Source organism: Peteryoungia desertarenae (assembly GCF_005860795.2).
Taxonomy (GTDB): domain Bacteria; phylum Pseudomonadota; class Alphaproteobacteria; order Rhizobiales; family Rhizobiaceae; genus Allorhizobium; species Allorhizobium desertarenae.
In genome coordinates, this window is sequence record NZ_CP058350.1 from 2,456,347 (window position 1) to 2,470,146 (window position 13,800).

10 protein-coding genes and 1 tRNA gene are annotated in these 13,800 nt (G+C 58.4%); 9 read left to right on the top strand and 2 right to left on the bottom strand.

Going from position 1 to position 13,800, the window contains the following annotated elements; genetic code table 11:
- Window positions 1-155: 155 nt before the first annotated feature.
- Window positions 156-530: a pentapeptide repeat-containing protein gene (locus FE840_RS11960; RefSeq protein WP_138289750.1), complete on the bottom strand. Its 375-nt coding sequence runs from the start codon at window positions 528-530 to the stop codon at window positions 156-158.
- Between the two features lie 219 nt (window positions 531-749).
- On the opposite strand from FE840_RS11960, the gene FE840_RS11965 reads away from it, so the two are divergent.
- From FE840_RS11965 to rpoC, 9 genes are all read left to right on the top strand, one after another.
- A tRNA-Trp gene (locus FE840_RS11965) sits at window positions 750-825 on the top strand.
- A 177-nt stretch (window positions 826-1,002) separates the two neighbouring features.
- The gene (secE, locus tag FE840_RS11970) at window positions 1,003-1,203 is read left to right on the top strand and encodes a preprotein translocase subunit SecE (protein ID WP_138289752.1); all 201 of its coding nucleotides are present in this window, start codon (window positions 1,003-1,005) and stop codon (window positions 1,201-1,203) included.
- A gap of 16 nt (window positions 1,204-1,219) precedes the next feature.
- Entirely contained in the window at window positions 1,220-1,750 is a 531-nt protein-coding gene (nusG, locus tag FE840_RS11975; protein ID WP_138289754.1) for a transcription termination/antitermination protein NusG, read from the top strand.
- A 148-nt stretch (window positions 1,751-1,898) separates the two neighbouring features.
- A complete protein-coding gene (gene rplK, locus FE840_RS11980; protein WP_138289756.1) occupies window positions 1,899-2,330 on the top strand; it encodes a 50S ribosomal protein L11 in 432 nt (143 codons plus the stop codon).
- A 2-nt stretch (window positions 2,331-2,332) separates the two neighbouring features.
- Complete coding sequence (gene rplA, locus FE840_RS11985; RefSeq protein WP_138289758.1) at window positions 2,333-3,028, top strand: 50S ribosomal protein L1; 696 nt, start codon at window positions 2,333-2,335, stop codon at window positions 3,026-3,028.
- Window positions 3,029-3,364: 336 nt separating this feature from the next.
- Entirely contained in the window at window positions 3,365-3,883 is a 519-nt protein-coding gene (gene rplJ / locus FE840_RS11990) for a 50S ribosomal protein L10 (RefSeq protein ID WP_138289760.1), read from the top strand.
- Window positions 3,884-3,951: 68 nt separating this feature from the next.
- Complete coding sequence (gene rplL / locus FE840_RS11995; RefSeq protein ID WP_138289762.1) at window positions 3,952-4,329, top strand: 50S ribosomal protein L7/L12; 378 nt, start codon at window positions 3,952-3,954, stop codon at window positions 4,327-4,329.
- A 255-nt stretch (window positions 4,330-4,584) separates the two neighbouring features.
- Complete coding sequence (rpoB, locus tag FE840_RS12000) at window positions 4,585-8,724, top strand: DNA-directed RNA polymerase subunit beta (protein ID WP_138289764.1); 4,140 nt, start codon at window positions 4,585-4,587, stop codon at window positions 8,722-8,724.
- Window positions 8,725-8,917: 193 nt separating this feature from the next.
- Complete coding sequence (gene rpoC, locus FE840_RS12005) at window positions 8,918-13,129, top strand: DNA-directed RNA polymerase subunit beta' (RefSeq protein ID WP_138289766.1); 4,212 nt, start codon at window positions 8,918-8,920, stop codon at window positions 13,127-13,129.
- A gap of 115 nt (window positions 13,130-13,244) precedes the next feature.
- On the opposite strand, the gene FE840_RS12010 is transcribed toward rpoC, so the two are convergent.
- Window positions 13,245-13,538, bottom strand: a complete 294-nt coding sequence (locus FE840_RS12010) for a transcriptional regulator (protein WP_138289768.1) — start codon at window positions 13,536-13,538, stop codon at window positions 13,245-13,247.
- Window positions 13,539-13,800: the final 262 nt, after the last annotated feature.

Genomic DNA, 13,800 nt, shown 5'->3' on the forward strand with positions numbered 1-13,800 from the left:
CGGCGCCGGCATCGTCGCTTCGATCATCGAGTAATTGCTGCCTTCAAGGGTAGTGATAGGGCCTCGCTGGCAGCAGCGAGGCCTTTTTTGGTTCAAGATGGCATCACAGACCGCTGATTGTTCAGTTCGAGCGCTTGTTCGCGACTGGGTCACCTTTACTCAGGTTTTCCGGTTTGCGCTCCGACAAGCTGCAGCAAGTCGCTCACGAGATGCCCATTGATCCTCATGCCAGTGAGGTCGCAGTCACTGATGCTCACATTCGCAAGGCTTGATTGGCGGATCAGCGTGCCCTCGAAATCGGAATGGCGGAAATCGACCCGGCGCATGTCCGCATCTTCGAAAAGGGAATCACTCATCGCGACATTCTTGAGATTGGCACCGCACAGGCGCGCATCGGTCATATGGATATTGTCGAGATTGGCGTCGCCAACAACGCTGCCGCCGAGGTTGACGCTGGTCAATCTGCTGCCTTCCAGCGAGACGTTGTGGAATTCCGATTGGGGGAGGGCGGCATTCTCAATGCGGATCATGCTTGGATCCTCTGTTTCGGCGCGTGAATAACCGTGCTCCAAAGCGCCTGATCGATGGACAGTGGTTGAAGGAGCGCTTTCACAACTGTGTCGGACAAAGGTTAACCTGCCGAAAGCAGCGGGAAAAACGAAAAAAGACGCTTGCCATTCGAAGCCGCCCGTCTTAAAGGGAGCGGCATGCCCCGGACGGAAACATGATTTCCAACCGCGGGACGGCTTAGGGGTATAGCTCAGTTGGTAGAGCGGCGGTCTCCAAAACCGCAGGTCGTCGGTTCAAGCCCGGCTGCCCCTGCCAGTCCTTTCGGCGCGCGGTTGCTGCGACGGACGGCGCTGGTAGTCAAGCAAAAAATGCAGAAGATTCGATTTCCTCTTGTGAAATGCGGAATCGGTCTTTATGTAGGGTTGAAACAGACACGCGGCGCGTGGGGCTGATTAGGTTCGGCTTTACGTGCCGTAAATGCGTGGGCAATAAATGGCATCCAAGGGTAATCCATTCGCGTTTCTGCAGCAGGTACGCTCCGAGACGTCCAAGGTCACGTGGCCCTCGCGTCGCGAAACCTTGATCTCGACAGCCATGGTGCTGGCGATGGTCATTTTCGCTTCGCTGTTCTTCTTTGGTGCGGACCAGCTCATCAGCTGGCTCCTGAGCCTTGTGTTGAACATCGGCAACTGATCGGACGGAGGCGGACATGGCGGCACGTTGGTATATCGTCCACGCGTATTCAAATTTTGAGAAGAAGGTGGCTGAGTCCATCGAAGAGAAGGCCCGTCAGAAGGGTCTTGAGCATCTCTTCGAGAAGATCCTCGTTCCGACCGAGAAGGTGGTCGAGGTTCGTCGCGGTCGCAAGGTTGACAGCGAGCGCAAGTTTTTCCCCGGCTATGTGCTGGTGCGGGCGAACCTGACCGATGAGGCCTACCACCTGATCAAGAATACCCCGAAGGTGACGGGATTCCTCGGTTCCGACAACAAGCCGGTTCCGATTCCAGATTTCGAGGCAGAGCGCATCCTGGGTCAGGTTCAGGAAGGCGTCGAGCGTCCGAAGTCTTCGGTGTCCTTCGAGATTGGCGAGCAGGTCCGCGTTTCCGACGGTCCCTTCGCCTCCTTCAACGGTGTCGTTCAGGATGTCGATGAGGAGCGCTCGCGCCTCAAGGTTGAGGTGTCGATTTTTGGCCGTGCTACGCCGGTCGAACTTGAATACGGTCAGGTTGAAAAGGTCTGATCGAAACCGGAAAGCTAAGGTTTTCCGTTTCGCGTGGGAGGATGCTGCCCTTTAGCCGGGGCACCAGACGCACCACGCAACCGCAGCCGCCGGTTGTGTCCGGCATATCTGATCCGGGCAACCGGATTCTATGGAAAGGCAGAGAGTAATGGCTAAGAAAGTTGCAGGCCAGCTCAAGCTCCAGGTCAAGGCAGGATCGGCAAACCCGTCCCCGCCGATCGGCCCGGCACTTGGTCAGCGTGGCATTAACATCATGGAATTCTGCAAGGCGTTCAATGCCGCCACGCAGGAAATGGAAAAGGGTATGCCGATCCCGGTCGTCATCACCTATTACCAGGACAAGTCCTTCACCTTCGCAATGAAGCAGCCGCCGGTCACTTACTGGCTGAAGAAGGAAGCAAAGATTCAGTCCGGTTCCAAGACGCCTGGCAAGGGCGCCAAGGCTGGCACCATCACCAAGGCTCAGGTCCGTGCGATCGCAGAAGCCAAGATGAAGGATCTGAACGCGGCTGACGTCGAAGGCGCAATGCTGATGGTTGAGGGCTCTGCCCGCTCCATGGGCCTGGAAGTGGTGGGTTGATCATGGCCAAGGTAGCAAAGCGTATTCAGAAAATCCGCGAAGGTGTTGACCCGACCAAGCTGGTCGCTCTCTCCGACGCAATCTCGATGGTCAAGGAACGCGCCACGGCGAAGTTCGATGAAACGATCGAAATCGCCATGAATCTGGGCGTTGACCCGCGTCACGCAGACCAGATGGTCCGCGGCGTGGTCAACCTGCCGAATGGCACCGGTCGCGACGTTCGCGTTGCCGTTTTCGCACGCGGCCCGAAGGCTGATGAAGCCAAGGCCGCTGGTGCAGACATCGTCGGCGCCGAAGACCTGCTGGAAATCGTCCAGGGCGGCAAGATCGACTTCGATCGCTGCATTGCCACTCCGGACATGATGCCGCTCGTCGGTCGCCTCGGTAAGGTTCTCGGCCCGCGTGGCATGATGCCGAACCCGAAGGTCGGCACCGTCACCATGGACGTGGCCGGTGCGGTCAAGGCTTCCAAGGGTGGTGCAGTCGAGTTCCGCGTCGAGAAGGCTGGTATCATCCATGCCGGTATCGGCAAGGCCTCTTTCGACGCCAAGGCGCTGGAAGAAAACATCAAGGCATTTGCCGACGCCGTCGTGAAGGCGAAGCCGGCTGGTGCCAAGGGCAATTACGTCAAGCGGGTCGCGATCTCCTCGACCATGGGTCCGGGCGTAAAGATCGACCCGTCGACGGTCACCGCCTGATAACAGATTTGGTCGGAGCCACGCGCTCCGCCCGACCAAGTTTCCGGTCTTTCGGGGCCGGAAATGCCTGGTGTCAAAACCAGGCACTCCTGTCCGAGATTGTGGGCGGCCTTAGGGCCTTAATATTCGCCTGCATGAGACGGGTAAGATCCGTTTTTAAACGTCTGATGACGTCTTGAAGTTCGGTTCGAGCCTTATTCGCCTTCTGTTCGGTCATCCGGGCAAAGGGGACAGGATCCTCAAGCGTCGCTTGGGATCTCGACATGGATCCCTTGAGGCAAAAGGCAAACCCGATGGAGCCCGCAGGATTGCGGTTCCATCTACTGGAGACAGACAGTGGAAAGAGCGGAAAAACGCGAATTCGTCACAGAACTGAACGAAGTCTTCAAGGCTTCCGGTTCGGTTGTTGTGGCCCACTATGCTGGTGTCACGGTTGCGCAAATGAACGACTTTCGTTCGAAGATGCGCGCTGCTGGCGGCACCGTCAAAGTCGCGAAGAACCGTCTGGCCAAGATCGCTCTTCAGGGCACGGAAGCCGAAGGGATGTCCGATCTCTTCAAGGGCCAGACGCTGATTGCATACAGCGCCGACCCGATCACGGCTCCCAAGGTCGTCATGGATTTCGCCAAGACCAACGACAAGATCGTTGTTCTCGGTGGCGCCATGGGCTCGACCACGCTGAACGCAGAAGGTGTGAAGTCGCTTGCGACCCTGCCTTCGCTGGACGAACTGCGTGCAAAGCTGCTGGGTATGATTCAGACCCCGGCAACCCGCATCGCAGGCGTCGTACAGGCACCGGCTTCGCAGCTGGCGCGCGTTTTCGCGGCCTACGCAAAGAAGGACGAAGCCGCGTAAGGCGGTTTTTCGCTGTTCAAATCAAAACCAGTTCGTTTCGAACCGAACATCTATAAGGAACTAAGACAATGGCTGATCTCGCAAAGATCGTTGAAGACCTCTCCTCGCTGACCGTCCTGGAAGCTGCTGAGCTCTCCAAGATGCTCGAAGAAAAGTGGGGCGTTTCGGCTGCTGCTCCGGTAGCTGTGGCTGCTGCTGCTGGCGGTGCTGCTCCGGCTGCTGCTGAAGAAGAAAAGACCGAGTTCGACGTTATCCTCGTTGACGCTGGCGCCAACAAGATCAACGTCATCAAGGAAGTTCGCGGCATCACCGGCCTCGGCCTCAAGGAAGCCAAGGACCTCGTCGAAGGCGCTCCGAAGCCGGTCAAGGAAGCTGTTTCCAAGGCTGAAGCTGCTGACCTCAAGAAGAAGCTTGAGGAAGCCGGCGCTAAGGTCGACGTCAAGTAATATCGGAATGCGTGCAGGGGAGGGTCGCAAGATCCTCTCCTGTCGTTCGTTCCTTTGAAATCATTACCCAAGAGCCGCAAAAACGGCTTTTGGGTAATGGGTTCTTCAAAAGGATGGTTCTGCATCAGACCTCCGGCAATCCGGCCGGTGCTTTGATCGCCAGAACGAGATTGAACAATCCATTTTCCGATGGAACCGCCTGGCCAGCGGTCACCATCTGTCGCAGGCCCGGGTGCAAACTGACAAGGAGCTACGATGGCTCAGACCCTTTCCTTTAACGGTCGCAGGCGCGTACGCAAGTTTTTCGGAAAAATTCCAGAAGTCGCAGAAATGCCGAACCTGATTGAGGTTCAAAAGGCATCTTATGATCAGTTCCTCATGGTTGACGAGCCGGAAGGTGGCCGTCCTGACGAGGGGCTGAATGCCGTATTCAAGTCCGTATTCCCGATCACCGATTTTTCCGGTGCATCCATGCTCGAATTCGTATCCTACGAGTTCGAACAGCCGAAGTTCGACGTTGACGAATGCCGTCAGCGCGACCTGACCTATGCGGCTCCGCTGAAGGTCACGCTGCGCCTGATCGTGTTCGATATCGATGAGGATACAGGCGCACGCTCGATCAAGGACATCAAGGAACAGTCCGTCTACATGGGCGACATGCCGCTCATGACGAACAACGGTACCTTCATCGTCAATGGCACCGAGCGCGTTATCGTATCGCAGATGCACCGTTCGCCGGGCGTCTTCTTCGACCACGACAAGGGCAAGTCGCACTCGTCGGGCAAGCTTTTGTTTGCAGCCCGCGTCATCCCCTATCGCGGTTCCTGGCTCGACATCGAGTTCGATGCCAAGGACATCGTGCATGCCCGTATCGACCGTCGCCGCAAGATCCCCGTGACATCGCTGCTCATGGCCCTTGGCATGGACGGCGAAGAGATCCTGTCGACCTTCTACACGAAGTCCATCTACAAGCGGGATTCGCAGGGCTGGCGCATTCCCTTCAATCCGGAAACCCTCAAGGGTGCCAAGACCATCAGCGACATGGTTGACGCCGATACCGGCGAAGTCGTGGTCGAAGGTGGCAAGAAGCTGACCCCGCGTCTGCTTCGTACCTTGACGGAAAAGGGCCTGAAGGCACTCCGTGCGTCCGACGAAGATCTCTATGGCAACTATCTCGCCGAAGACATGGTCAACATGGAAACCGGTGAGATCTACATGGAAGCCGGTGCGGAAATCGACGAGAAGTCGCTGCCGCAGATCCTTGAGGCAGGCTTCGATGAAATCCCGGTTCTCGGCATCGACCACATCAATGTCGGCGCCTATATCCGCAACACGCTGGCAGCAGACAAGAACGAGAACCGCCAGGACGCTCTGTTCGACATCTACCGCGTCATGCGTCCGGGTGAGCCGCCGACCATGGAATCGGCTGAGGCCATGTTCCAGTCGCTGTTCTTCGACGCAGAGCGCTACGACCTGTCGGCCGTTGGTCGCGTCAAGATGAACATGCGTCTCGACCTCGACGTGGAAGACACCGTGCGCGTCCTGCGCAAGGATGACATCCTCGCTGTGGTCAAGATGCTGGTCGAGCTGCGCGACGGCAAGGGCGAAATCGACGATATCGACAACCTCGGCAACCGCCGCGTTCGCTCCGTCGGTGAATTGATGGAGAACCAGTATCGTCTGGGTCTTCTTCGCATGGAACGTGCCATCAAGGAGCGCATGTCGTCGATCGAGATCGACACTGTCATGCCGCAGGACCTGATCAACGCCAAGCCGGCTGCTGCCGCCGTTCGCGAATTCTTCGGCTCCTCGCAGCTGTCGCAGTTCATGGACCAGGTGAACCCGCTTTCGGAAATCACCCACAAGCGCCGCCTTTCGGCTCTTGGACCGGGTGGTCTGACCCGCGAGCGCGCAGGCTTCGAGGTCCGCGACGTTCACCCGACCCATTATGGCCGTATCTGCCCGATCGAAACGCCGGAAGGCCCGAACATCGGTCTGATCAACTCGCTCGCAACCTTCGCCCGCGTCAACAAGTATGGCTTCATCGAAAGCCCGTACCGCAAGATCGTGGATGGCAAGGTGACAACCGAGGTCGTCTATCTGTCGGCGATGGAAGAAGCCAAGTACTATGTTGCGCAGGCCAACTCCGAACTGACCTCTGACGGCGCCTTCGTTGAAGAATTCGTCGTTTGCCGTCACGCTGGCGAAGTTATGCTCGCCCCGCGCGACACCGTGAACCTGATGGACGTTTCGCCGAAGCAGCTCGTGTCTGTTGCTGCAGCGCTCATCCCGTTCCTGGAAAACGACGACGCCAACCGCGCTCTCATGGGCTCGAACATGCAGCGTCAGGCCGTACCGCTGGTACGCGCTGAAGCGCCGTTTGTCGGAACCGGCATGGAGCCGATCGTGGCCCGTGACTCGGGTGCGGCGATCGCTGCCCGTCGTGGCGGTGTGGTCGACCAGGTTGACGCAACGCGTATCGTTATCCGCGCCACCGAAGACCTCGATCCGTCGAAGTCTGGCGTTGACATCTACCGTCTGCAGAAGTTCCAGCGTTCGAACCAGAACACCTGCGTCAACCAGCGCCCGCTGGTCAATGTAGGTGATGTTCTGAACAAGGGTGACATCATTGCCGACGGTCCGTCGACCGATCTCGGCGATCTGGCACTCGGCCGCAACGCGCTCGTCGCGTTCATGCCGTGGAACGGCTACAACTACGAGGACTCGATCCTCCTGTCCGAGCGTATCGTTCGCGATGACGTCTTCACTTCGATCCACATCGAAGAGTTCGAAGTCATGGCTCGTGATACGAAGCTCGGCCCGGAAGAAATCACCCGCGATATTCCGAACGTGTCGGAAGAAGCGCTGAAGAACCTCGACGAAGCTGGTATCGTCTATATCGGTGCGGAAGTTCAGCCCGGCGACATTCTGGTCGGCAAGATCACGCCGAAGGGCGAAAGCCCGATGACGCCGGAAGAAAAGCTGCTGCGCGCCATCTTCGGTGAAAAGGCCTCAGACGTTCGCGATACCTCCATGCGCATGCCTCCGGGCACCTTCGGCACGATCGTCGAAGTTCGCGTCTTCAACCGCCACGGCGTGGAGAAGGACGAACGTGCAATGGCAATCGAGCGCGAGGAAATCGAGCGTCTCGCCAAGGACCGTGACGACGAACAGGCGATCCTTGACCGCAACGTCTATGGTCGTCTGCTAGACATGCTGCGCGGTCAGATGTCGATCGCGGGGCCGAAGGGCTTCAAGAAGAACACGGTTCTTTCCAACGAAGTCATCTCGGAATATCCGCGTTCGCAGTGGTGGATGTTCGCCGTCGAGGACGAGAAGGTCCAGAGCGAGCTCGAAGCCCTGCGTGGCCAGTACGACGAATCCAAGTCGCGCCTTGAGCAGCGCTTCATGGACAAGGTCGAAAAGGTCCAGCGTGGCGATGAAATGCCTCCGGGCGTCATGAAGATGGTCAAGGTCTTTGTCGCTGTGAAGCGCAAGATCCAGCCAGGCGACAAGATGGCTGGCCGTCACGGCAACAAGGGTGTTGTGTCGCGTATCGTGCCGATCGAAGACATGCCGTTCCTGGAAGACGGTACGCATGTTGACGTGGTCTTGAACCCTCTCGGCGTTCCGTCGCGCATGAATGTCGGTCAGATCCTTGAAACCCATCTGGGTTGGGCCTGCGCGGGCATGGGTCGTCAGATCGGTGCGATGCTCGATGCCTATCAGTCGAGTGGTGACATCAAGCCGCTGCGTGACACCATCGACAGCGTCATCGGGACGGGTCCGAAGGGTGAGCCGATCAAGGACTATGACGACGAGTCCATCGTCCGTCTGGCCGAGCAGACCCGCCGCGGCGTGTCCATCGCAACGCCGGTTTTCGACGGAGCGGTTGAGGCTGACGTCAACGAGATGCTGAAGCTTGCAGGTCTCAAGGAGACCGGCCAGTCGACGCTCTATGACGGTCGTACCGGTGAACAGTTCGACCGCCAGGTCACGGTTGGCTACATCTATATGCTGAAGCTGAACCACCTGGTTGACGACAAGATCCACGCCCGTTCGATCGGTCCTTATTCGCTCGTCACCCAGCAGCCGCTCGGTGGTAAGGCGCAGTTCGGCGGTCAGCGCTTCGGGGAAATGGAAGTCTGGGCTCTCGAAGCTTACGGCGCCGCCTACACCCTGCAAGAAATGCTGACGGTGAAGTCGGACGACGTGGCCGGTCGCACCAAGGTCTACGAAGCCATCGTCCGTGGCGACGACACCTTCGAGGCAGGCATTCCGGAGAGCTTCAACGTTCTCGTCAAGGAAATGCGCTCTCTGGGTCTGTCGGTTGAGCTGGAGAACTCCAAGCTTGACGAAGCCAATGCCGGCGAACTGCCGAACGCGGCAGAGTAACAGGTTGACAAGGGCGTGCGGGTAAAAGCCCGCGCGCCATTCCCTCCATGGCCGGTGTCCGTCAGTTTCGGTCGGGGAGGGGAGTTTTGCCGCATTTCGCGGTTATTGTCATTTCAGGGCGTGGTCTGGCATCCCGGGATTTTGCCGCGATCGCGACCCAATTGAGGGCATCTGCCCCATCAAGGAGACAGGCATGAACCAAGAGGTCATGAACCTTTTCAACCCGTCAGTGCCGGCGCAGCACTTCGATTCCATCCGGATTTCGATTGCAAGCCCGGAAAAGATTCTGTCGTGGTCCTACGGCGAGATCAAGAAGCCGGAAACCATCAACTACCGTACGTTCAAGCCCGAGCGTGACGGTCTCTTCTGCGCGCGTATCTTTGGACCGATCAAGGACTACGAATGCCTGTGCGGCAAGTACAAGCGCATGAAGTACAAGGGCATCATCTGCGAAAAGTGCGGCGTCGAAGTCACGCTGTCGCGCGTTCGCCGCGAGCGCATGGGCCATATCGAGCTTGCCGCGCCGGTCGCCCATATCTGGTTCCTGAAGTCGCTTCCCTCGCGCATCTCGACCCTGCTCGACATGACGCTGAAGGATGTCGAGCGCGTTCTCTACTTTGAGAACTACATCGTGACCGAGCCGGGTCTGACCGCGCTTAAGGAACATCAGCTCCTCTCTGAAGAGGAGTATATGATGGCCGTTGACGAGTATGGCGAAGACCAGTTCACCGCCATGATCGGTGCGGAAGCCATCTACGAGATGCTGGCTTCGATGAACCTCGAGAAGATCGCTGGCGATCTGCGCTCCGACCTGGCTGAAACCACGTCGGATCTGAAGCAGAAGAAGCTGATGAAGCGCCTGAAAATCGTCGAGAACTTCATGGAATCGGGCAACCGTCCGGAATGGATGATCATGAAGGTCGTTCCGGTCATCCCGCCGGATCTGCGTCCGCTGGTTCCGCTCGATGGCGGTCGTTTCGCGACCTCTGACCTCAACGATCTCTATCGTCGCGTTATCAACCGTAACAACCGTCTGAAGCGCCTCATTGAGCTGCGCGCACCGGGCATCATCATCCGCAACGAAAAGCGCATGCTGCAGGAATCTGTGGACGCGCTCTTCGACAACGGTCGTCGTGGCCGCGTCATCACCGGCGCCAACAAGCGTCCGCTGAAGTCGCTCTCCGACATGCTCAAGGGCAAGCAGGGCCGCTTCCGTCAGAACCTGCTCGGCAAGCGCGTCGACTATTCCGGTCGTTCGGTTATCGTGACCGGACCGGAACTGAAGCTGCACCAGTGCGGTCTGCCGAAGAAGATGGCCCTCGAGCTGTTCAAGCCGTTCATCTATGCCCGTCTCGACGCCAAGGGTTACTCCTCGACCGTCAAGCAGGCCAAGAAGCTGGTTGAGAAGGAAAAGCCGGAAGTCTGGGATATCCTGGACGAGGTCATCCGCGAGCATCCTGTTCTCCTGAACCGCGCGCCGACCCTGCACCGCCTGGGCATCCAGGCCTTCGAACCGACCCTGGTCGAAGGCAAGGCGATCCAGCTGCACCCGCTCGTCTGCACCGCCTTCAACGCCGACTTCGACGGCGACCAGATGGCTGTTCACGTGCCGCTGTCGCTCGAAGCCCAGCTTGAAGCGCGCGTTCTGATGATGTCGACGAACAACATCCTGCACCCGGCCAACGGTGCTCCGATCATCGTTCCGTCGCAGGACATGGTTCTCGGCCTCTACTACCTGTCGATCATGAACCAGAACGAGCCGGGTGAAGGCATGGCCTTCTCCGACATGGGCGAACTGCACCATGCTCTGGAAAACAAGATCGTCACCCTGCACGCCAAGATCAAGGGCCGCTTCAAGACCGTGGATGCCGATGGCAACCCGGTATCGAAGATCTATGAAACGACTCCGGGTCGCCTCATCATCGGCGAGCTTCTGCCGAAGAACGTCAACGTGCCCTTCGACATCTGCAATCAGGAAATGACCAAGAAGAACATCTCCAAGATGATCGACACGGTCTACCGCCATTGCGGCCAGAAGGACACGGTCATTTTCTGCGACCGCATCATGCAGCTCGGCTTTGCCCATGCCTGCCGCGCCGGTATTTCCTTCGGCAAGGACGACATGGTCATTCCGGAAACCAAGGCGAAGATCGTCGGTGACACCGAAGCCTTGGTCAAGGAATACGAGCAGCAGTACAATGACGGCCTGATCACCCAGGGCGAGAAGTACAACAAGGTCGTTGATGCCTGGGGCAAGGCGACTGAAAAGGTTGCCGAAGACATGATGGCCCGCATCAAGGCCGTCGAGTTCGACAAGGAAACCGGTCGTCAGAAGCCGATGAACGCCATCTACATGATGTCGCACTCGGGTGCGCGTGGTTCACCGAACCAGATGCGTCAGCTGGGCGGCATGCGCGGCCTCATGGCCAAGCCGTCGGGTGAAATCATCGAGACGCCGATCATCTCGAACTTCAAGGAAGGTCTGACCGTTAACGAGTACTTCAACTCGACCCACGGTGCCCGTAAGGGTCTGGCAGACACCGCTCTGAAGACCGCAAACTCCGGGTACCTGACCCGTCGTCTCGTTGACGTGGCACAGGACTGCATCGTCAACATGGTGGATTGCGGCACTGAAAAGGGCCTGACCATGACGGCGATCGTCGATGCCGGTCAGGTGGTTGCATCGATCGGTGCCCGCGTTCTTGGCCGCACGGCTCTGGACGACATCGACCATCCGGTTACTGGCGAGCGCATTGTCGATGCCGGTCAGATGATCCTTGAGCCGCATGTCGTGGAAATCGAGAAGGCTGGCATCCAGTCGATCCGCATCCGCTCGGCTCTGACCTGCGAAGTGCAGACGGGCGTCTGCTCGGTCTGCTACGGTCGTGACCTTGCGCGCGGAACACCTGTCAACATGGGTGAAGCTGTCGGCGTTATCGCCGCTCAGTCGATCGGTGAGCCGGGCACCCAGCTCACCATGCGTACCTTCCACCTGGGTGGTACGGCGACCGTTGTTGACCAGTCGTTCCTCGAAGCCTCGTATGAAGGTACGGTGCAGATCAAGAACCGCAACATGTTGCGCAACTCCGATGGCACGCTGATTGCCATGGGCCGCAGCATGGCCATCACCATTCTGGACGAACGCGGCGTAGAGCGTTCATCCCAGCGTGTGGCCTATGGTTCGAAGGTCTTCGTCGACGACGGCGACAAGGTCAAGCGTGGTCAGCGTCTCGCCGAGTGGGATCCCTATACCCGCCCGATGATGACCGAAGTCGAAGGTATCGTGCATTTCGAAGACGTCATCGACGGTCTTTCGGTTCTCGAAGCCACCGACGAGTCGACCGGCATCACCAAGCGTCAGGTTATTGACTGGCGCTCGACGCCACGCGGTTCGGATCTGAAGCCTGCCATCGTCATCAAGGATGCGAGCGGCAACGTGCTGAAGGTTGCCCGTGGTGGTGAAGCCCGGTTCCAGCTGTCCGTCGACGCGATCCTGTCGGTCGAGCCAGGTCAGAAGGTCAGCCAGGGTGACGTTCTTGCCCGTTCGCCGCTGGAAAGCGCCAAGACCAAGGACATCACCGGTGGTCTGCCGCGCGTTGCTGAACTCTTCGAAGCGCGCCGTCCAAAGGATCACGCCATCATCGCTGAGATTGATGGTACGATCCGCCTGGGTCGCGACTACAAGAACAAGCGTCGCGTCATCATCGAGCCTGCCGAAGACGGTGTCGAGCCTGTCGAATACCTGATCCCGAAGGGCAAGCCCTTCCACCTTCAGGAAGGCGACTACATCGAAAAGGGTGACTATATCCTCGACGGCAACCCGGCACCGCACGACATCCTGGCGATCAAGGGCGTGGAGGCACTTGCGTCCTACCTCGTCAACGAAATCCAGGAGGTCTACCGACTGCAGGGCGTTCTGATCAACGACAAGCACATCGAGGTGATCGTTCGCCAGATGCTGCAGAAGGTCGAGATCACCGAGGCCGGTGACAGCCAGTACATCGTCGGCGACAATGTCGACCGTATCGAACTGGACGACGTCAACGAGCGTCTGATCGAGGAAGGCAAGAAGCCGGCCTATGGCGAGCCCGTATTGCTGGGTATCACCAAGGCTTCGCTGCAGACCCCGTCCTTCATCTCGGCTGCATCCTTCCAGGAAACCACCAAGGTTCTCACGGAAGCTGCAATCGCCGGCAAGATGGACACGCTGCAGGGCCTCAAGGAGAACGTTATCGTTGGTCGCCTGATCCCGGCTGGTACCGGTGGCACGATGACGCAGATTCGCCGTATCGCGACATCGCGCGACGACCTGATCCTCGAAGAGCGCCGCAAGGGCTCTGGCGCGGACGTCGCGACGCCGATGCTGCAGGATCTCGCAGGCGAGAACGCACCGGCCGGCGAATAAGGCTCGGTCGAAACAAGAAGAAAGCCGCCCGGAGCGATCCGGGCGGCTTTTTGTATGAGCGCAGATAAGGTGTTAACGGGGCAGGAGGGGTCGGCCAAATCTTGCGTAGAGCGGCTCAGTTGAAGCGAATGATCGCCACTTCGCCCTCAAGTGCGCCCTGATAGGCCGAGGCATGCGGTTCTTCGTCGGGCGCACCGGTGATCATGCCGATCTGGTCCAGATCAGCCTCCAGGAAGCCTTCTTCAGACAGGGCATTCAAGGTCATCCGCACAGCCGTATCGTCATCGGGTGCCGTCAGCATGACATGCAGGTCGATCGGATCGCCACCTTCCGTTTCATAGGCCTTGGCGATCACGATGAAGACCATGGGCTCGTCGCGTGCATTGTCGTTATCCGGGGTGGCAATCATGGCAGTTATCTTTCCATTGGACTGTGGTGATTCCCCGAAACACGAATCGTGAGGCGAGGGGAGGCGGTCTTGACCCTCTCTAACGCTCTATTTAGACCATTGATGCAAAGCGCCAAGCCAATTCACGGCTTCACGAGACTTTTCCCGCATGCGTACAGGGCAAACGCCCGTGCCAACACGCCGTACGGCCATTAATTTCTGATTGAGACTTGACGGAATAGGGGGAAAACAGTAGTACCCCGCCCAACAGAGCCTATGTGAG